A 19,982-nucleotide genomic window follows, 5' to 3' on the forward strand; every position below is an offset into this window, starting at 1 on the left:
GCTCAATGCATCCTACTTTTCCAGATTCACCTTGCCGTCCGGCGCATGACCGGGCTGTTCGGCTGGTTCCGGCTGCAGTTCTGGCTGCGGCAGCGGCTTTTCCTTGCGCTTGCCGCCGAAAAACTTGACGATGGCCGCACCGGCACCGACCACGGCCAGGATCAGCACTTTCTTGAAGGCCAGCAGCAGCGCCAGCAGTTTGCCGAACAGGCCCAGCTTGCTGGCCACGCCACCGGCCACCAGCGCCGCCAGGCCATACTCGGCCACCTTGTCCGTCTTGCTGTCGAAGTCCGTATAGCGGTTACCCTCGGTAAATTCCGTGAACGCCGTCACTTGCTGCATTTCCTTCTTGATCGTTGCGATCTGCTGCATGCTGGCGATCGCGTTCAGGTTCAGCACGCCTTCGCGGCCCAGCACGCGCACGTTGTAGTTCAATGAATGCTCGCCGCCATCGACCATCAGGTCCTTGGCCCAGTACAGCTTGTGCGTATCCTTGGCATAGCTGGGTTTCTCCGCCCAGCCCATCAAATGGATGCCGGGATAGCCCTGCTTCTTGCGCTCCGCGTTATTCTCCAGCACGGATGCCTGCATGTCCTTGAGCAACTCATCGTACTTGATGCTGTCCGCATCGTCATCCTTGATATGCCCTTCCTTTTCATACGTGACGATGACGCCCCAGCTATCGCGCTCGAGCACGCTGGTCTTGGCCGGCACGATCATGCCCAGCGATACCATGCCCGGTGGATTGCCCCAGGCATCGACCAGCACGCGCTCGGCGTCCGTCGGCGACAGATAACGGAAGTTCGCGGGCAAATCCAGGGTGGCGATGCCGCCAGGCAAGGTGATCTTGCCGCGCTGCAGGTGCAACTGGGCGAGAAACTGTTCAGCCGTCATTTCCGGGGCGGCTGCTTTCTCATCGGCAGGGGCGGCAGCCGCGAGGCCGGAGAGGGTCAGGCACAGCAAGGCTGTCAGCAGGCGTTTCAACATGATCGGTCCAAAAAATTGCAAAGGGTAAATATTTTAAATCAATTGATTGCTTAATGGATAATTATTTCTGTGCGGCATTTTTTTATGAAAAAAGCGCCAGGCGGGTTTCCCCGGCTGGCGCCCGATGCGCTGTGATGGCTGAACGATCAGGAAACGCGCACCACCATTAATCCCGCGCGCAAGCCGACGCGCACATCCGGGTTGGGAAATACCACCAGTTCTTCCGCGTGCTGCACTGTGTAGATGTGGTCGCCATCGCTGGCGATCACGGCATGCTGCGGCAGAGACGTGAAGTTTTGCGTGCGACGGTCAAAGGCCATGCGGAATTCATCGCTGTGCTTGATGATTTCCTGCGCCACCTTGAACACGTGCGGTTGCGCCTTGACGGCTTGCGCAGGCAGTCCGCGCAGCAGGCCGTCCAGCGCCCGCGACACGTCGTCGAACAGCGATAAATCGTTCTGCCCCAGGGTGCCCACGCGGCCCAGTTCCACCGTGCTGGCGGCCGCGCCGAAATGCTCGGCCGAATAGTAGCTGTAGGTGCCGGCCGATTGCGGGTTCATGATGATGGCGCCGATGGCCGCCTGGCCCAGCCAGGCTATCAGCTGCGCCTTGGCGTCGTCGGCAACGAGGTCCGGCACGATGGCAAACGTGGGATACACGGAGGGCCGGATGGCCGTGTGCAAATCCAGGTGCCAGCGCACGGGGCCCGCCGCTTCAAAGAACGCCTTGGTCGCAGCGATCATTTCATCGGCGCGCGCGCTTTCCGCCGCTTGCGCCAGCGACCCGCGCACGGGACGGAACATGCGATTGAGGTCGGCGTCAATGAAACGCTTGCCGGCCCGGATCGCATCGACATTGCCCACGCAAACGAGCAAGTCGACGGCCAGTGCCGACGCATCGCGCGACAGCGCGTCGAGCAGATGCGCCAGCACTTCGATCGGCCCTGTCTCGTCGCCATGCACGCCCACCGAGACGGCCACGCTGGCGCGGCCCGCATCGGCTTGCGGCTTGACGATCCGCAGCATGCCGGGCGCCGGCAGGGCCACCGTGAAGCCGGCGTTGGCGAACAGCTGGGCCACGCCGCTGAAATCGGCCTGCGCCAGCGCCTGCACGGCCGGCGGCAAGCCGCCAGCGCCCTGCACTACCTGTGTGACTACCTGCGTTACATCTTGCGTCATTACACCGCCGCTTCCGCTGGGGCTTTTGCCGTGATTTTATTCACGGCCTCGGAGAGCGTCCACACGTCCAGCATGGCTTGCTCCAGCTCCGTCGCCGCCACATAGGCCGACAAACCCAGCGCGCCCGTCACGGCATCGACGGCCTGGCCTGCATTGCCTTGCTCGGCGCGCGCCAGCACCTGCGTCAGCAGACGCTGTTGCGTGCGGCGCAGCGCTTGCTGCGCGTAGTTGCGCAACTGTTCCTGCGACTTGCCTTGCGCGGCCAGTTTCAGGCCACGCTCCAGCGTATCGATGCCCGCCTGGCTGCGCAAGGCCAGGCCCACTTGCAGGAAGGCCGCCAGGTCCATCGAGGCGGGACGCGGCACGGACAGGGCCGGGAACAGGAAGCCGGCAACGACTTCCAGGGCATCGACGGCGTCCCATGCCAGCACGAAGGCCGGCCTCAAGCCAGGCACCAGCGCCGCTTCGGACTTGATGCCGACAGCCTTGAGCAGCTCGCGCTTCGATTCCGCGCCAAACAGGCGCGTCAATTCGGCCAGTCCCGCACCGCGCAGTTGCTCGGCCGGCACGGACAGCACGCCGGCGATCATCGTCTGCTGCAGCACGCGCGTTTGCGCATCGACCTTGATCGACACCGCGCGCGGCACCGTCAAGGCGTCCGCATCGAGCGCGTCGAACACGGGCGCCAGATTCAGCGCCACCCAGGCCTGGCCCCAGGCCAGGATTACGCTTGACTCGTCCACGCCATGTTCCGCCGCCAGGTTGCGGATCGTCAGCGGGCCGCAGCGGTTGATCACTTCATTGGCCAGCACGGTCGCCAGGATGGCATTGGCCAGCGGATGGTCGAGCGCCGAACGCGTTTCCACCAGCAGCGCGGGGAAGTACGGTTTCAGCACCGGCTCGGCCCACGTTTCGTCCGTCAACGGCAGCGCGGACAGGATGCGCTTGAAGCGGTTCTTCACGTTGGCGATCACCACAGCCAGTTCCGGCGTGGTCAGGCCACGCCCGTCGCTCTTCCTGCGCGCCAGTTCGGCCACCGACGGCAGTTGCTCCAGTTCGCGCGACAGGGCGCCCTCTTCTTCCAGGCTGGCGATCAGGGCGGCATAGCCATCCTGCACGGCGCTCTCGCTTTGCGCCTGCAACTCGCGCACCAGCAAATGCGTCTGCTGCGTGTTATCGCGCAAGACCAGGCGCTCGACGTCGTCCGTCATCGCATACAGCTCGCGGTTGCGCTCCGCTTCCGTCAGCTTGCCCGCATTGACTTCCACGTCCAGCCAGATTTTCACGTTGACTTCATGATCCGAGCAATCCACGCCGGCCGAGTTGTCGATCGCATCGGTGAAGATGCGCCCGCCCGTCAGCGCGAACTCGATGCGGCCGGCCTGGGTCGCACCCAAATTCCCCCCTTCGGCCACAACCTTCACGCGCAGCTCATTGCCATTGACGCGGATATGGTCATTCGCGCGGTCCTTCACCTGCGCGTGCGTCTCCGTCGAGGCCTTGATGTAGGTGCCGATGCCGCCGTTGTAGAACAGGTCCACCGGGGATTTCAGGATGCGGTGCATCAGTTCTTCCGGCGCCAGCGAGGTTTCGGCGATATCGAGCGCGGCGCGGATCTGCGGCGACAGCTCGATGGTGCGGCTTGAACGCGGATACACGCCGCCGCCGGCCGAAATCAGCTCCTTGTTATAGTCGTCCCACGAGGAGCGCGGCAAGGCGAACAGGCGCGCGCGTTCTTCGAACGAGACGGCGACGTCCGGTGTCGGGTCGAGGAAGATGTGGCGGTGGTCAAATGCGGCCACCAGTTTCAGCTGGCGCGACAGCAATACGCCATTGCCGAACACGTCGCCCGACATGTCGCCCACGCCGACCATGGTGATCGGGGTGGTGTTCAGGTCGTGGTCCATCTCATAGAAATGGCGTTTCACGGCTTCGAATGCGCCCTTCGCCGTGATGCCCAGTTTCTTGTGGTCGTAGCCGTTCGAGCCGCCCGAGGCGAACGCATCGCCGAGCCAGAAGCCGCGCTGCACGGCGATGCCGTTGGCGATGTCCGAGAACGTGGCCGTGCCCTTGTCGGCGGCCACCACCAGGTACGGGTCGGCGTCGTCGAAGCAGACGGTATCGACCGGCGGGACGATATTGCCCAGCGAGCGGTTGTCCGTCACTTCCAGCAGGCTGGAAATGAACAGGCGGTACACGGCTTCGCCTTCGGCCGCGATGGTTTCGCGCACGGCGTCCTTCGGCATCATCTTGCAGACAAAACCGCCCTTCGCGCCGGCCGGCACGATGACGGCGTTCTTGACCATCTGGGCCTTGACGAGGCCCAGCACTTCGGTGCGGTAGTCTTCCATGCGGTCGGACCAGCGCAAGCCGCCACGGGCGACGGGGCCGCCGCGCAGGTGCACGCCTTCAAAGCGGCGCGAGAAGACAAAAATCTCGCGGTACGGACGCGGCTCCGGCACCAGCGCCAGGCTGCTGGTGTCGAACTTGAAGATGATCTTGTCGCCTTGTTGATTGTTCTGGAAGTAGCTGGTGCGCAGGGTTGCGCTCATCAGGTCGGCCAGCGCGCCGAGGATTTCCTCGGTATCGGCATGGTTCACCGACGGCAGGCCGGCCTTGATGGTGGAAATCACCTCCAGGGCGGCCGCGTGCTGTGCGTCGGACAGCGCCGGATCGAAGCGCTGCAAAAAGGCCTCGACCAGGGCTTTTACGTGGGCCGGCTGCTTGCGCAGGCTTTCGGCGATGTAGCGCACCGAGAAACGGCTGCCCGTCTGGCGCCAGTAGCTGGTGTAGGCGCGCACCAGCTGCACTTCGCGCGTCGACAAGCCGCCTTCGATGACCAGACCATTCAGGCGGCCATCTTCGGCCGTGTCGTTGAACAGGGCGGCAAACAATTCCTGCGCCACGGCGACCACGGATGGCTGCGCCAGTTTCGCCGCGCTGGCAGCATCGACCGTCAGGCTGGTGACGAAATAGCGCGTGCCGTCGGACAGAGAAACCGAATACGCCTGTTCGCGGTCGATGGCCACGCCCGCATTGTGCAGGGCTGGCAGAATGGTCGACAGCGGCGGCACCTTGTTGGCCGAATACAGGCGGATGGTGGTGACGGCGCCCGTCTCGATGCGCACGGCCACGTGCGCCGGATCGGTGTTGCGCAGGATGGTGTCGAGATCGCGGAAGGCGACGGCCGGCGCCGTGGCGGCCACGTAATCGAGCGGTAAAGTAGCGCAGAGTTTGCGCAGGCTGGCGCGCAGGGCCACGTCGGGCACGGCGTCGGCCACGGCGGCAAAGCCGTTGTGCCAGCCATCGAGCACGCTAAGGAGCGGCTGTTCGATATCCGTTTCCAGGTCCAGCGGGTAACGGGCGGCGTGGGCGATCAGGTAGACGCGCGCCAGGGGACCGTCGGCCACCAGTGTTTGCGTGCTCACGTGCGTGGCGCCGGAACTGGCTTGCAGGGCTTTTGCCAGGCTCGATGCCACGCTGGCGCTGTAACGCTCGCGCGGCAGGTAGACCAGCACGTTCAGGTGGCGCGCGTACACGTCGCGGCGCGCGAAGACCTTGGTGCGCGGCTGCTTGTACAGCGAAACGACAGAACCGCACACTTGCGCCAGCCAGTCGAGGTCCGCTTCCAGCGCTTCGGTGCGCGGCAGGGATTCGAGGATTTCACGGAATTTCTCGGCGCGGAAGCCTTGCTGGCGCACGCCGGCCAGGCTCAGCACCTTGGCCACGCGGCCGCGCGCAAACGGCAGCGCCGCCAGCGGAGTGGAATTGCCGGCGCGGGTGAACAGGCCGACGAAGCAATGTTCGCCCAGGATGGCGCCTTGCGGGTCGGTGTCGCGCACGCCGATGAAATCGAGCTGCTGGTCGCGATGCAGGGTGCCTGCCACGTCGGCCTTGACGATGGACAGCGCCGATTCGCGCTTGGCCAGGGTGTCGAAGTCGCCCGGGATATTCGCCAGGCAGGTGCCGTACACAGGGTGCGCCGTATCCTGCAGCACGCCGACCCGGCTCGGGATATCGCGTTCGAGTTCGCGCACGCCCGGCTTGACGCGATAGTAGGCATAGCCGAACACTTCAAAGCCGCCGCTGCGGGCCCACTCCAGGAAAGCGGCCACTTCCGCGCCCTCTTCGCCATGCTGCGATGCAGCCGTGGCCACTGCGGCCAAACGCTCGCTCATGGAAGCGGCGTCGCGGCGCACGACGGCGGCGTCGCGCGCCACCATGTCCAGGGAGCCGACCAGCGCCGCCAGCGCTTCCGGCGCCAGTTCCTCATCGAGCAGCACCAGCACATACGATTCGAGCGGATCGCCAGCCTGGCGCACCGCGTCGACGCTGCCGTCAGCGGCGCGGCGCACGGGCAGCACGGTATTCATCACGCCGCGCACGGCCAGGTGCTGGCGGCGCATGGCCATGACGATGGAGTCGACCAGGTATGGCATGTCTTCGTTCAGGATCAGCAAGGCACTCGCCATGCCGCCACGGCCATCCGCATAGCGCAGGGTGGCGATCTGGCAACCGCTGCCAGTGCGCTTGGCCGCTTGCGTGAAACCGTCGACCAGTACGGGCGCCAGGCTGTCGGGCGCGATATCGGCCAGGTCTTCGGCGTCGAGCGAGTCCAGCCAGGCCTGCACCAGTTGCACGACAGGCGCTGCCGCCTTGTCCTTGATCAGCTCCAGCGTTTGTGTGCGCAAATCTTGTGGCGTGTGATTCATCTTGCATCTCCATTACGGTAATGTGAATGTCCAGCGCTGTCGTTCGGGCTTGTGGCTGGGCGGCAGCGGTGTCAAGAGACGGGGGTCGCCCGTCCAATTCTTTCGATACTGCGGATAGTGTGTCTCGGATTTTCTGTGTGTTTTTCTGTCGCCTACAAGTCGTACAATCCAGGTAAGTTGAGGATGATCGTCAATTCTTCAAGCGCTGCATGCACTTCCAGCGCCAGCTGCGGGTCGGCCAGGTCGCCCGGCTCCAGATGGTCGCGGTAGTGCTTTTCCACCCACTGCACCAGCCGATGGTACAGCGTTTCCGTCATGATCACGCCCTGGTGCATGGCGCGCGCCTCGGTTTGCGTCAGGGCCACGCGCAAACGCAGGCAGGCTGGCCCGCCGCCGTTGCGCATGCTCTGGCGCAGGTCGAAATGGATCAGTTCATCGATGGGACCGGCGCCTGCCACCAGGCCTTCCAGGTAGCGCGACACGGCGCGGTTTTCCTGGCATTCCTGCGGGATCACCAGCGCCATGCCGCCGCCCTCCTTCGTCAGCAACTGGCTGTTGAACAGATAACTGCTGACGGCATCCGTAATTGGCACCTGGCCCGTGTCCACGCGCAGCGCCTGCAGTTCGGTACCCGTACCGGCAACGGCGCGGCGCAGCTGCGACAAGCTCGCCTCTTCATCGGCAAACGCCTGTTCGTGATAGAACAGCACATTGCCGTTGCCGACGGCGATGACGTCGTTGTGGAACACGCCCTGGTCGATCACTTCCGGATTCTGCTGCACGTACACGGTGCGCTTTGCATCCAGGCCATGCAGGCGCGCCACGGCTTGCGACGCTTCCAGGGTCTGGCGCGCCGGGTAGCGCTTCGGCGACGGCGCGGAAGGATCGAACTCCACCCGGCCATACACGAACATCTCGACCGATGGCGCGCCGTGGCTCGCCCCCAGCCGCGTATGATTGGCCGCGCCCTCGTCGCCGAAGGCCGGCGTGGACGGCAGCGCGTCATGCACGGCGAAGTGCTTGTCGTCGCTGAAAATGGCGCGCAGGCTGCGCGCCGACTGCGCGTGCTCGAAGGCGCGGTGCAGCTTGTTATTCAGGTTGGCTGCCGTGAAGTGCACGCGGCCGTCCTGCGTGTCGGCCGACGGACTGACCGTGGCGGCGTTCGCCGTCCACATGGGCGAGGCCGAATACGCGCAGGCCAGGATGACGGGCGACTCCTTGTAGGCGCGCGCCAGCACCTCGGCATCGCTGCCCGTGAAACCGATGGAGCGCAGCAGGCGGAAATTCGGACGGTCCTGCGGCGGCAGCAAGGCTTGCCCAAAACCGCGCGCAGCCAGTGCGCGCATCTTGGCCAGGCCCTGCAAGGCAGCCTGCTTCGGATTCGAGGCGCTTTTCACATTGCTGAACGAGGCCACGTTGCCGAACGAGAGTCCGGCATAGTTATGCGATGGGCCGACCAGGCCGTCAAAGTTGTATTCGCGCGTGCTGTGCATGGGTATTCCTTGATAAACCTACTTAAAAATTCAGGCCGGGCGACAGCTTGGCCGGCATTTCCAGTACGCTGTTCTCGATCGAGGCGACCGGATAAGCGCAGTAGTCGGCCGCGTAGTAGGCGCTCGGCCGGTGGTTACCCGACTTGCCGATGCCGCCGAACGGCGCCGTGCTGGCCGCGCCCGTGGTCGGACGGTTCCAGTTGATGATGCCGGCGCGCGCGCGCGTTTGAAACAGCTGCCACAGCGCCGGATCGTCGGACAAGAGCGCTGCGGCCAGGCCGAATTCGGTGGCGTTGGCGACCTTCAGCGCCGCATCGAAATCGGCCACGCGGATCACTTGCAGCAGCGGGCCGAACCACTCCTCGTCGGGGATGCCGGCGGCATCGGTGACGTCGACGATGCCGGCCGTGACAAAGCCCGCCTCGGGATTCAACTGGCGCATCTGCAGCAGGGTCGTGCCGCCCTTGGCGGCCATGTCCGCCTGCGCCTGCACCAGGCGCGCGGCCACGGCACTCGACACGACTGGCCCCATGAACGGCTGCGGCTGGGCGTCGGAGGCGCCAATGCCCAGTTTCGCCGCCACTTCCACCAGGCGCGCCACGAAGGCAGACCCCGCTGCGCTATCTTGCACTACCAGGCGGCGCGCGCAGGTGCAGCGCTGGCCGGCCGAGACGAAGGCGGAGAAGATCGCGTGATGCACGGCCGCGTCCACGTCCTTCACGTCCCACACGACGAGCGCGTTGTTGCCGCCCATTTCCAGCGCCAGCATCTTGCCCGGCTGGCCGCCGAACTGGCGGTGCAGGCTGATGCCCGTCTGGCAGGAGCCCGTAAACAGCACGCCGTCGAGGTGCGCATTGGCGCCCAGCGCCACGCCCGTGTCGCGCCCGCCGTTGACGAGGTTGACGACGCCGTCCGGCAAGCCCGCCTGCTGCCACAGCTGCACGGTTTTCACTGCCGTGCGCGGCGCATATTCGCTGGGCTTGAAGACGATGGTGTTACCGGCGATCATGGCTGGCACGATGTGGCCATTCGGCAGGTGACCGGGGAAATTGTACGGGCCGAAGACGCCGAAGACGCCATGCGGGCGGTGGCGCAGCACGGCGTCGCCGTCGGCGATCTTGCCTTGCGTGATGCCGGTACGTGCGTGGTACGACTGCACCGAAATATCGATCTTGTTTGCCATGGTAGCGACTTCCGTGCGCGACTCCCACAATGGTTTACCCACTTCTTCCGAGATCAAGAGCGCCAGCGCTTCCGCATGTTCCTTGAGCAGCTCGCGAAAGCGCACGCAGATGGCGATGCGCTCTTCGACGGGCGTATCGGCCCACGCGTCGAAAGCCGCGCGGGCGGCCTGGCAGGCTTGTTCGACTTCTTTCTCCGTCGCTTCCAGGCTGGCCCAGGTCTGCTTGCCGTTCGACGGATCGATGGTGACGCGTTCCCGGCCCGTACCTGGCAGCCAGGCGCCATTGATGAAGTTCGATGCTGCAGTAGACGAATTAAACACATTAGACATGGGGATGCTTCCTCGGGTTGAGTGACAAGGTGCGCACGGTGTCGCCGTTGTGGCAACGCAGCAAATGCAATTCATCGTCGTCCAGCGCGATTTTTCCGCCATGCGGATTGGCGTTGGTGACGATCATGCGGAAATCTTTCAGGTCGGTGTTGGAGACCAGGTAAGGCTCGGCTTGCGCCACCTCGCCGGCGTCCAGCGCAGTCTCGGCATCGAGCACGGCCGGCATGCTGTCGCGCATGGCGCGCAGCTCGGACACGCGCGCCTGCAGCACGGGACCGGCGTCGAAAATGTCGACATAGCCTTCGAAGTGCAAGCCTTCCTGTTCCAGCAGGCGGCGCGCGGGCGCCGTGCTCAGATGCACCTTGCCGATCACTTCCTGCGCCTCGTCGGGCAGGTAGGCCACGTACATGGGCTGGCGTGGCATCAGTTCGGCGATGAACGATTTCTTGCCCAGGCTCGTCAAATCATCGACGTGATGGAAATCCATCTTGAAGAAATGGCGGCCCAGACCTTCGTAGAACGGCGAGCTGCCGTCCGGCGCCTGGTAGCCGCGCATTTCGGCAATCAGCTTTTCCGTGAACAGGTGCGGGAACTGGGCGATGAACAGAAACCGGCTTTTCGACAGCAGCTTGCCGTTGTTGCCGCTGCGGTAATCGGGGTGCAGAAACAGCGAGCACAGCTCCGTGCTGCCCGTCAGGTCGTTCGACAGGTACAGCGTCTCCATGCGTGTAAACACGTCGAGTTCGCGGCTCGAATGCACGAGGGTGCCGATGCGGTAGTTATAGAACGGCTCTTCCAGGCCCACGGCGCCCTTGATGGCGCATACGCCAGCCAGGCGGCCCGTGTCAGTATCCTCCATGACAAACATGTAGTCGCGCTTTTCGGGCGGGATGGTTTCGGCAAACGAGGCGCAGGCGATAGCCAGGCGGTCGCCCAGCATTTTCATGTCGGGCTTGAGGGTGGTCATGCCGGTGCCGACCTGGCTGGCCAGGCCGTACAGGGCATTCAGGTCAGAGGCGTTGATGGCGCGTACAACTAGCATAAGGTTCTCTCGGTTAAATGCGCACGCAGATGACGCTGTCGCCTTCGGCCACGGCCAGCGCTTCGAGCAGCTCGGCCGGCAAGCCGACGGTGTCCTGCGCTTCGAGCGCATCGCAGGCGAAGGTGACGGCGCGGAAGTTGCGCTCCGCGCCGGACGCAATCGCGTAATTGACTTTCAGGCCCGTACGGCTGGGCGCGGCGCCCGCAACCACGCGGCGCGTGAGCGAACCCGTAAACGAGCGCAGCGAATTCTTGTGTGCCTGCAGGATCGGGCCACCATCGAAAATATCGATGTAATCGTCCGCTTCAAAGCCTTCTTCCGTCAGCAGGTTGAACGCCAGTTCGCCACTCGGGTGGATCTGGCCCATGGCCGCCTGCGCGTCGCCAGGCAACAGCGGCACATACACGGGGTAATGGGGCATCAGCTCGACGATCAGGGTGCGGTTGCGCGCGCCGCCAATGACTTTTTCGGCGTCGAGGAAATCCATCTGGAAGAACTTGCGGCCCAGCGCATCCCAGAACGGCGACTGGCCATTGGCGTCCGTGATGCCCGCCAGCGGCACGAAGAAGCGGTCGCCGAAACGGTGCGGCGCCAGCACGGCGAACAGCAGCCGCGCGCGCGACAGCAGGGCCGCTTCCAGGCCCGCCTGCTCCATGTTGCGCACATAGAAGCCGGACAGCTGCGAGTACGCCGTCAGCTCCGAGCACAGGGTCAGCGCATGCACGCTGTGGCTGATGTTCAGGTCGCGCGAAACCTGCTGGATGACGTCATTGCGAAAGGAAAAATAGGTACCGTTCGAGCCGGCCGAGGCAAAGATGGCGGCCGTGCCAAAGATGCTCTTGTCGAGCAGGGATTCAAGCACGAAGAGATATGACTCTTCGCTGGGGATATCGACGTGGGCGGCAAACGAGGCGATGGAGCGCTCGACGGAGGCGGCGATTTTATCGCGCGTCTTCGGCAGGGTATGGACACCCGGCATGGTTACCGCGGCCAGCGCTTCGAGGGCTGCAATATCCGCAATTTCTACCGGACGGACAACATACATGGGTACTCCTTCAATGCTGACGATGCTGGGGTAGAACCAAGCCGGCCCGCAGCAAAGCAGCGGGCCGGTGATCAAACAGGGAGCTGGCCTGGCCTCAGGCCTTGAGCATGCCGTCGATGGCGGCGCGCAGCAGGCGGCCCGCTTCGACGATCTGTTCGTCCGAGACGATCAGTGCCGGCGCCAGGCGCACCACGTCCATGCCGGCGATCAGCACCATCAGGCCCTGCGCTTCTGCCGCCTTCTGGATATCCTTCGCACGGCCCTTGTAGGCGTCGCTGACCACGAGGCCCAGCAGCAGGCCGCTACCGCGCACCACGGAGAACACTTGCGGATAGTCCGTGATCAGGCCTTGCAGCATGGCGATGGTGCTGACGCTCGCTTCCTTCACGCGCGCCAGGAAGGCTGGCGTGTTGATCATTTCCAGCACTTTCAGGGCCACGGTGGCAGCCAGCGGATTGCCGCCGTAGGTGGTGCCGTGGGTACCGACTGCCAGGGTTTGCGCCAGCTCATTGGTGGTCAGCATGGCGCCGATCGGGTAGCCATTGCCCAGTGCCTTGGCGGCCGTCAGGATATCCGGCGTGACGCCGTAGCCCATATAGGCAAACAACGCGCCAGTGCGGCCCATGCCGCTCTGGACTTCGTCGAAAATCAGCAGGGCGCCTGTCTTGTCGCACAGGGCGCGCAGCTCCTTGAGGAATTCCGGATTGCCTGGCACCACGCCGCCTTCGCCCTGTACCGGCTCGACGATCACGGCGCACACGTCGTCACCGATGGCGGCGCGCGCCGCTTCGATGTCGTTGTAGGCGATGTGGTTGATTTCCTGCGGCAGCGGCTCGAAGCCTTCCGTGTACTTGGCCTGGCCGCCGACGGAGACGGTAAACAGCGTGCGGCCGTGGAAAGAGCTGAAGCAGGAGATGATGCGCGACTTGTGCGCGCCGAACTTGGTGTGCGCATACTTGCGCGCCAGTTTCAGGGCCGCTTCATTGGCTTCCGCGCCGGAGTTGCAGAAGAAGGCGCGGTCGGCAAACGTCGCTTCCGTCAGGGCCAGCGCCAGGCGCAGCACGGGCTCGTTGGTGTAGCCGTTGCCCAAATGCCACAGGGAATTGATTTGCTTGGTCAGCACGTCGACCAGGGCCGGATTGCAGTGCCCCAGGCTGGTGACGGCGATGCCGGACGTGAAGTCGAGGTAATGCTTGCCGGACTGGTCCCACAGATCCAGTCCGGAGGCACGCACCGGCACCATGGCGGCGGGAGCGTAGGTAGGAACCAGGACCTGGTCAAAGGTTTCCCGGGTGACTGGGCGAGCGGTTACGGTCGAATCAAGCTTGGCATTCATAGCATTCCCCATCAATATGTTAGGTACTCCCGCAGCTACGACAGCCACGTGTGTACAGCATTATAAAAAGCGGGATGCTAAAACTCTTTTGAATCTGCGACAAGGATTTTCACAATTCATCACAGGAAAATTCCCGTGCCGCCGCGTCCTACGGGGCTGGCATGAGCTTGCGCTGCCGCTCTTCGCGGGGCGTATTGCCAAACAGGGTACCGAAGGCCGTGGAAAAGTGCGAACCGGACGAAAAACCACACATCAACCCCACTTGCACGATGGAATAATGTGTATCAAGCAATAGTTGCCTGGAGCGTTGCAGCCGCAGTTCCAGGTAATAGCGCGACGGCAGGCTGCCCAGGTACTGCTTGAACAGCCGTTCCAACTGGCGCCGCGACAGGCCCACCAGGCTGGCGATATCGTCCGTCGACAGCGGTTCCTCGATATTGGCTTCCATCAAGGTCACCGCTTCAGACAGCTTCGGCTGCAGCACGCCGAAACGCGCCTGCAGCGCCACCCGCTGGCGCTCTTCCTTGCCGCGCACCTTGTCCACGCACAGCGCTTCCTTGACGAGCGCCTGCGCGTCGGCGCCAAACACGGTTTCGATCAGGGTCAGCGAAAAGTCGATGCTGGCCGCGCCACCGCAACACGTGATGTGGGGACCATCGATATCGAACAAATGCGGCGTCAGGATGGCGCGCTCGGCCTTCGCCTCGGCGTCCGCGTACAAGGCCCACGGCAGGGCGATGCGCACGCCGTCCATGACGCCCGCGTCGGCCAGCCACAGCACGGCCGCGCCTACGCCCCCCCAGAATGGCGCCGAACGGCAACGTTCGATCACGGCCCGGCACAGCTCGGCACGCAGCGGCGCCTCCGTCTCGTCGGCCACCAGCAGGGCGATATGCCAGTTGCCGCCCTGCTGCGCCACCTGCTCGGGCGTGCGCACATCGAGTTGCAGGGCATCGGGCCCCAGCGCCCGCGCGCACAGGCGCAAAGGCTGTACCAGGCCGGCCCAGGTGATCGATTCGGCATCGCCGGCATGGATCAGCAGAAGCCGCAACGGTTTGTCGAGGCCGATACGGGAAAGATTAGCGAGGGACATCGGCGGGGCGGGATCGGGGCTATGGCTACAGTTCGCCTATCATACCGGAGTTCGACGGCGCTGCGCCCGCCATGCAAGGCGCCCGCCCGATGCGCCGGAAAAAAGCGGGACGGAAGGATATAATCATGGCCTATGGGTGAACGATATTTAAAAAGTATCCGGCTGCTGGCCGAATGCATGCAGGGCTTCGAGCGGTTTTCCGGCGACTTCGTGCGCCAGTACGGCTTGACGCATGCGCAATTCGACATCATTGCCACGCTCGGCAACACCTGTGGCATGTCCTACAAGGAACTGGGGCAAAAAACCCTGATTACCAAGGGCACCCTGACAGGCGTCGTGGACCGGCTGGAACAAAAAGGTCTGGTAATACGCGAACGTTGTACGCGCGACAAGCGTTCCTACTTCGTACGCCTGAGCTGCGAGGGAGAGCAAGTGTTCCATGACGTATTTCCCAAGCTGACCAGACAAGGGCAGCACTTGTTTGCCGACTATACCGAAGACGATTTTATTCGTCTGGAAACGACCCTGGCGGGCCTGAAACAGGCCATTGCCAATGGCCAAGGCTGACAATTCATCACGCAAACATCAGATTCAAACAAGACAAAGGAAAACAAGTTGAAAACCACACTGCTCGAAGGCAAAAAGCCCGCTCATTTCGATAAACACATCATCGGCAACTTGTTGCTCAACGCCAGCACGCCAGAACTGGTACGCCAGGAAAAGCTGATCATCGGCGTGCGCAATGAAGACGGCGAAATCTACCGCCTGATCGGCGCGACCAAGCACAACAGCTTCATGAACGCCGTCGAGGAATTGTTCGACCTGGGCCTGACGGATGAGCTGGAAGACAGCGACGAGCTGGTCGAGGGCTGCGATGCCATCTTCAGCGAATCCCTGTAACAACGCATAACAAGACCTGCTGCGCGGTGGCCCTGTCCAGCGCTTTGACGATCGTTGTCGTTAGAAAAGGCATGCCGCTGATCCAGTGGCATGCCTTTTGCCGTTTACGGGGGCTTTGCTTGCCTTTTGCCAGGCTGTTTGCGAAAAGATCACGGCTAAAAAGTTCCACACGGAAATATTGCGAGTATAATTTTTTCAATGAACAGACTCGACGCCTTTAAAAGCATCGCCGCACAAGCCGCTCGTGGCGAGCTGACCTTCCCCGCCAATGTGGACGCTTCGCTCAAGCTGCAGCAGGCGCTGGCCGATCCCGACTGCCATATTGAAGCGGCCGCCAAGCTGGTGCAGGCAGACCCGCTGCTGGCCGCGCGCACGGTGGCCATCGCCAATTCCGCGGCCTTCAACCGTTCCGGCAACGAGATCACCAGCGTGCGCAATGCCGTGCAGCGCCTTGGCGTGCGCACCCTGCAGTCCGTGGTGGCCTCGCTGATCGTACGCCAGCTGGGCAGCACGATTACCGATCCCGTCCTGCAAGCCAAAGCCACCCAGCTGTGGGAGCATACGGCCCATGTGGCGGCACTGTCGCAGGTGCTGGCCCGCCGCGTCACCAAGGTCGATCCCGATACGGCCCTGTTTGCCGGCATCGTGCACGAAGTGGGCGGTTTTTATCTGCTGTCGCGCGCGGCCGAATTTCCCGGCATTCTCGACGGCGAACCGCAGGACTGGATCGAACATGGCGAGCAGGCCATCGGCCACGGCGTGTTGACCAAACTCAAGGTACCGGAAGCCGTGATGCACGCCATCGATTCCCTGTGGGAGGGCTTGCGCGCCATCCCGCCCGAATCGCTGGGCGACACCCTGTTGCTGGCGAACGATTTGGCGCCAGTGGCGTCACCGCTCAACGAAAGCCCGGCCGCCATCGCCGTCCGGGCCGCCCGCGCCGCCCGCAGCATCGACTGCGTGATCGGCGACGACATGACCCTGTCGAACATCCTCGCCGAATCGGACGACGAAGTGCAGTCGCTGCTGAAGGTGCTGGTGCACTAGCGTTTCTTGCTGGCCGGTGGCGGCGCCACCGGCTTGGCTGTCTCGACGATCAGCACATGCTTGTCCACGGCCTTGCTCGTTTGCTCCTGCTTGACGACTTGCATGGCAACAGCCCGGGTACGTAACAGCGGCTTCGGATGGCGCGGCATGAACATGGCGGATTTTCCTGAAAAGAGAATACGGTCCACATGCGGCGCACTTGTCAACTTTTCAAGCTCCAGCCAAACACAAGGCAAAAAAAACCCGCTCGAAAGCGGGTAAAGTCCAAAGCTAGGGATGTCCTGAAAGAGACAGCCCTATCTTATGCCGCGCCGCCGTGCCGGCTCCGTGCGCTGGCTCACTTAGCAGCCACATTTATTCTCCTATCAGCGTCACTTCCGTTTCCTGCCAGGCACGCAACTGCCGCACGCGCGCAAACCAGGCCTGGATGTTGGCGTACTGCCCCAGCGGCAGTTGCACGCGCTCGCTGTACATCAGCGGCGCGGCCACGGCGAAATCGGCCAGGGTCAGCGCCTCGCCGCTGAGCCAGCTGCGCCCGGCCAGGTAGGCATCGAGCACGACGGCGCATTCAGCCAGGTCGCGCTCGCCGCGCGCCACCTCCAGCGGGTCCGCCGGGCCGCCGCCCGTGATGCCCTTCCATGCATGCTCCCAGGTCAGCACGCTGATGGCAGGCGCGAAATGTTGCGCGGCCCAGAACAGCCAGCGGTTGACGTCGGCACGAGCTTGCGGCGCCTGCGGATAAAGCGTCTGGCCTGGCACCTGTTCCGCCAGATATTGCATGATGGCGCACGACTCCCACAGCAGGAAATCGCCATCGGCCAGCACCGGCACCTTGCCGTTCGGGTTCAGCTCGGCCAGGCGGCGGCGGTCGTCCGCATTCATCAGGTCGACTTCCGCCAGTTCCAGCGGCAAATCAAGGTGGATCGCCGTCATCAGGGCACGGCGGGCATTCGAGGACATGGGGTGGTGGTACAGGCGCATGATAGATGGCTCCGGTGAGTGAAGAAGCCACCATCGTACGAGCCATCACTGACAGTTTTTGTCAGGAGCGTGGCTGCGCTTCCGGCGCGCTAGCTTTCAGGATCAATATCGTGCGCCTTGCGCCAGGCGTCCAGCAGCACGTGGCGCCGCGTGGGATAACGTTCGGCATGCGGTGCCACGCTGGCGATGCGGTCGATGCGGAAATGCCGGTAGTCGCCGCGCAGCTCGCACCAGGCGGCCAGCAGGCGCTTGCCCTCAAAAAAGGCCAGGGCAAAGGGCCACACCGTGCGTTGCGTCGCACTGCCGTGCTCATCCTGGTAACCGAGCGTGATTTTCTGCTCATAGCGGATGGCCTCGCGCACCGGCTGCACATAGCGGTCGGCCGGCTGCGTGCCATCGGCGGGACGCCCCAGCGGCACCCACAGGCTGGTGTCGGCCATGTTGTCGCGCAAGTCGCGCGGCGAGGCGGCGGCGATCTTCGCCAGGGCATTGCTGGCCGCCTGCGCCAGGCCGGCATCGCCCTGCCGGCGCACCCAGCGCGCGCCCAGCACGAGCGCCTCCAGTTCATCGGGTCCGAACATCAGCGGCGGCAGGAAGGCGCCGCGGCGCAGCACATAGCCGATGCCGGCCTCGCCCTGCAATGGCGCGCCCAGTTCGGCCAGGGTCTGGATATCGCGGTAAATCGTACGCTCGGATACACCCAGTTGCTGCGCCAGCTGGGCCGCCGTGACGGGCACGCGCCTGGCCCGCATGGCGTCCATCAGCAGGAAAAGGCGGCCGCTGCGGCTCATGGACAGCCCTGCAGAGCGTGGTCGCCCATGACGAGGGCAGACAGGGCTGGCACATACAGGTAGTCGTCAGGCGCCAGGCGCGCCGCGCGCGCCCCCTCTTCCACGCCCGCGATGCCGTAGCAGCGCTGCAGGCGGGCGGCGGCCGGCCACCAGTAGACGGCGGCATCCTGGTCAGGAAAGCGCTGCCGCACGACGTCCGCCAGTGCGGCGACCTGCCGGAAGTCGCGATAGAAGGCGGGCGCGATGCCCAGCTCCGCGGCAAACGCCGCTTCCTGCACTGCCACGCCGGCCAGCCGCGCGGCCAGCGCTTGCGTCTCGCGGTTCAGGTCCTGGGCCGCCACGCCCGCGTCAACCAGGGTGCGGCGCATCTGTGCCGGTCTCGCCTGCGCGCGCAGAAAAGCCGATTCCTGCAGCGCCAGCACGGCGTCTGCGGGAATGTGCTTGCGGTAAGCTGCCGGGAAGACATACAGGGCGCAGCTGCCCGCGCACACCGTGTCGATGGCGAGATCAAGCCGTAGCTGGCGCACCAGGCGTCCCAGCTGCATCGCCGCCAGCGGCTCGCCGCCGTCACTATTGATGCGCAACAAGGTCGTCTCGTGCGTGTACAACTGGCGCAGCCGGTCCGCATCGCCATCGGCAATCGCGCCGCGCATGGCGATGCTGCCGGCGTCGACACGGCTGAAATCGGCCGCGCCGGCCAGCGCCGTCACGCCGGCCATCACACCTACCCATAAAAAACGCTTCATCATCATCCATTACAAAAAAAAACGACCACCGCAAACGGTGGTCGTTCTTCATTCAACCTGCAAAAGACCTGCGCTTACACCACGGCGCCGTCGGTTTCGTCTTTTTCCTTGACCGGCTTGATCAAGTCTTCGCGCTTGACGCCCAGCCACATGGCGATGGAGGCCGCGACGAACACGGACGAATAAATACCGAAGCAGATACCGATGGTCAGCGCCAGGGCGAAATGGTGCAGGGTCTGGCCGCCGAAGACCAGCATCGACAGCACCATCATCTGGGTCGAGCCGTGGGTGATGATGGTACGCGAAATGGTGCTGGTGATCGCGTTGTCGATCACTTCATGCACGGAAGCCTTGCGCTGCTTGCGGAAGTTTTCGCGGATACGGTCAAAAATCACCACCGATTCATTAACCGAATAGCCCAGCACCGCCAGGATGGCCGCCAGTACGGTCAGCGAGAATTCCCACTCGAAGAAGGCGAAGAAGCCCAGGATGATCACCACGTCATGCAAGTTGGCGATAATGGCCGAGACAGCGTATTTCCATTCAAAGCGCACGGCCAGGTAAATCATCACGCCGATAATCACCACCACCAGCGCATTCAAACCGTTCTGCGCCAGCTCCTCGCCCACTTGCGGGCCGACGAATTCGACTTTCTGCAGGACCACCGCTTCGCTGCCGGCAGCATCCATGCAGGCGCTCTTGAGCACATGTTCGCCCTTGGCGGTAACGGTGTCGATGGCCTTGGTCGTGCCTTGCTCGGCCTTGCACAACGCTTCAAACACGCGCTGCGAGGTGTTCGCGGCGCTGACGCCCTTTTCCACCGGCAGGCGGATCATCACATCGCGCGCCGTGTCGAAACTGGTCACGCCCGGCTCTTCATAGCCCATGGCGATCAGGGTGCCGCGTATGCCTTCAAGATTGGCCGCCTTGGGGTATTTCACCTCCATCAGGGTGCCGCCCTTGAATTCCACGGACAGGTGCAAGCCCTTGTGCACCAGGAAGAAGACGGCGGCAAGGAAGGTCACGGCCGAAATGACGTTGAAAATCAACGCATGGCGCATGAAGGGAATATCTTTTTTGATCCGGAAAAATTCCATGAAATCCTCTGAGTTCTATTC

The 19,982-nt window shown here is 63.6% G+C and carries 17 protein-coding genes; 3 read left to right on the plus strand and 14 right to left on the minus strand.

Annotated features, from left to right (window positions below; translation table 11 throughout):
* Window positions 1-12: 12 nt before the first annotated feature.
* The 9 genes from AC07VI_RS06305 to AC07VI_RS06345 form a co-directional block, all read right to left on the minus strand.
* Window positions 13-987 carry a DUF2167 domain-containing protein gene (locus AC07VI_RS06305; RefSeq protein ID WP_086144757.1) on the minus strand — a complete coding sequence of 325 codons (975 nt, stop codon included), beginning with the start codon at window positions 985-987 and terminating at the stop codon, window positions 13-15.
* A gap of 146 nt (window positions 988-1,133) precedes the next feature.
* Complete coding sequence (locus tag AC07VI_RS06310) at window positions 1,134-2,165, minus strand: succinylglutamate desuccinylase (protein WP_086144714.1); 1,032 nt, start codon at window positions 2,163-2,165, stop codon at window positions 1,134-1,136.
* Complete coding sequence (locus AC07VI_RS06315) at window positions 2,165-6,877, minus strand: NAD-glutamate dehydrogenase domain-containing protein (RefSeq protein WP_492996179.1); 4,713 nt, start codon at window positions 6,875-6,877, stop codon at window positions 2,165-2,167. The genes AC07VI_RS06310 and AC07VI_RS06315 overlap by 1 nt, the downstream gene beginning before the upstream one ends.
* Before the next feature lie 152 nt (window positions 6,878-7,029).
* The gene (astB, locus tag AC07VI_RS06320; protein ID WP_492996181.1) at window positions 7,030-8,370 is read right to left on the minus strand and encodes an N-succinylarginine dihydrolase; all 1,341 of its coding nucleotides are present in this window, start codon (window positions 8,368-8,370) and stop codon (window positions 7,030-7,032) included.
* A 22-nt stretch (window positions 8,371-8,392) separates the two neighbouring features.
* Window positions 8,393-9,883 carry a succinylglutamate-semialdehyde dehydrogenase gene (gene astD / locus AC07VI_RS06325; protein WP_099419391.1) on the minus strand — a complete coding sequence of 497 codons (1,491 nt, stop codon included), beginning with the start codon at window positions 9,881-9,883 and terminating at the stop codon, window positions 8,393-8,395.
* Window positions 9,876-10,925 (minus strand): arginine N-succinyltransferase, encoded by a 1,050-nt coding sequence (gene astA / locus AC07VI_RS06330; protein ID WP_086144718.1) that lies wholly within the window; start codon window positions 10,923-10,925, stop codon window positions 9,876-9,878. The genes astD and astA overlap by 8 nt, the downstream gene beginning before the upstream one ends.
* A 13-nt stretch (window positions 10,926-10,938) precedes the next feature.
* Window positions 10,939-11,970 carry an arginine N-succinyltransferase gene (locus tag AC07VI_RS06335; protein WP_086144719.1) on the minus strand — a complete coding sequence of 344 codons (1,032 nt, stop codon included), beginning with the start codon at window positions 11,968-11,970 and terminating at the stop codon, window positions 10,939-10,941.
* Window positions 11,971-12,064: 94 nt separating this feature from the next.
* The gene (astC, locus tag AC07VI_RS06340) at window positions 12,065-13,306 is read right to left on the minus strand and encodes an acetylornithine/succinylornithine family transaminase (RefSeq protein WP_086144720.1); all 1,242 of its coding nucleotides are present in this window, start codon (window positions 13,304-13,306) and stop codon (window positions 12,065-12,067) included.
* A 148-nt stretch (window positions 13,307-13,454) separates the two neighbouring features.
* Entirely contained in the window at window positions 13,455-14,399 is a 945-nt protein-coding gene (locus tag AC07VI_RS06345) for a GlxA family transcriptional regulator (RefSeq protein WP_086144721.1), read from the minus strand.
* Between the two features lie 132 nt (window positions 14,400-14,531).
* Here AC07VI_RS06345 and AC07VI_RS06350 point away from each other — a divergent pair, with 132 nt between their 5' ends.
* From AC07VI_RS06350 to AC07VI_RS06360, 3 genes are all read left to right on the plus strand, one after another.
* The gene (locus AC07VI_RS06350) at window positions 14,532-14,966 is read left to right on the plus strand and encodes a MarR family winged helix-turn-helix transcriptional regulator (protein WP_172404688.1); all 435 of its coding nucleotides are present in this window, start codon (window positions 14,532-14,534) and stop codon (window positions 14,964-14,966) included.
* A gap of 48 nt (window positions 14,967-15,014) precedes the next feature.
* Window positions 15,015-15,299, plus strand: a complete 285-nt coding sequence (locus tag AC07VI_RS06355; protein ID WP_070290811.1) for a hypothetical protein — start codon at window positions 15,015-15,017, stop codon at window positions 15,297-15,299.
* A gap of 198 nt (window positions 15,300-15,497) precedes the next feature.
* Window positions 15,498-16,346 carry an HDOD domain-containing protein gene (locus AC07VI_RS06360; RefSeq protein ID WP_086144723.1) on the plus strand — a complete coding sequence of 283 codons (849 nt, stop codon included), beginning with the start codon at window positions 15,498-15,500 and terminating at the stop codon, window positions 16,344-16,346.
* Here AC07VI_RS06360 and AC07VI_RS06365 read toward each other — a convergent pair.
* From AC07VI_RS06365 to secF, 5 genes are all read right to left on the minus strand, one after another.
* The gene (locus AC07VI_RS06365) at window positions 16,343-16,501 is read right to left on the minus strand and encodes a hypothetical protein (RefSeq protein ID WP_172404689.1); all 159 of its coding nucleotides are present in this window, start codon (window positions 16,499-16,501) and stop codon (window positions 16,343-16,345) included. The genes AC07VI_RS06360 and AC07VI_RS06365 overlap by 4 nt on opposite strands.
* Window positions 16,502-16,700: 199 nt before the next feature.
* Entirely contained in the window at window positions 16,701-17,327 is a 627-nt protein-coding gene (locus AC07VI_RS06370; protein WP_086144724.1) for a glutathione S-transferase family protein, read from the minus strand.
* Window positions 17,328-17,416: 89 nt separating this feature from the next.
* Complete coding sequence (locus tag AC07VI_RS06375; RefSeq protein WP_172404690.1) at window positions 17,417-18,118, minus strand: helix-turn-helix transcriptional regulator; 702 nt, start codon at window positions 18,116-18,118, stop codon at window positions 17,417-17,419.
* The gene (locus tag AC07VI_RS06380; protein ID WP_139842413.1) at window positions 18,115-18,864 is read right to left on the minus strand and encodes a hypothetical protein; all 750 of its coding nucleotides are present in this window, start codon (window positions 18,862-18,864) and stop codon (window positions 18,115-18,117) included. The genes AC07VI_RS06375 and AC07VI_RS06380 overlap by 4 nt, the downstream gene beginning before the upstream one ends.
* A 74-nt stretch (window positions 18,865-18,938) precedes the next feature.
* Window positions 18,939-19,961: a protein translocase subunit SecF gene (gene secF, locus AC07VI_RS06385; protein ID WP_086144726.1), complete on the minus strand. Its 1,023-nt coding sequence runs from the start codon at window positions 19,959-19,961 to the stop codon at window positions 18,939-18,941.
* Window positions 19,962-19,982: the final 21 nt, after the last annotated feature.

The organism is Janthinobacterium sp. GW821-FHT03A03 (assembly GCF_059421435.1).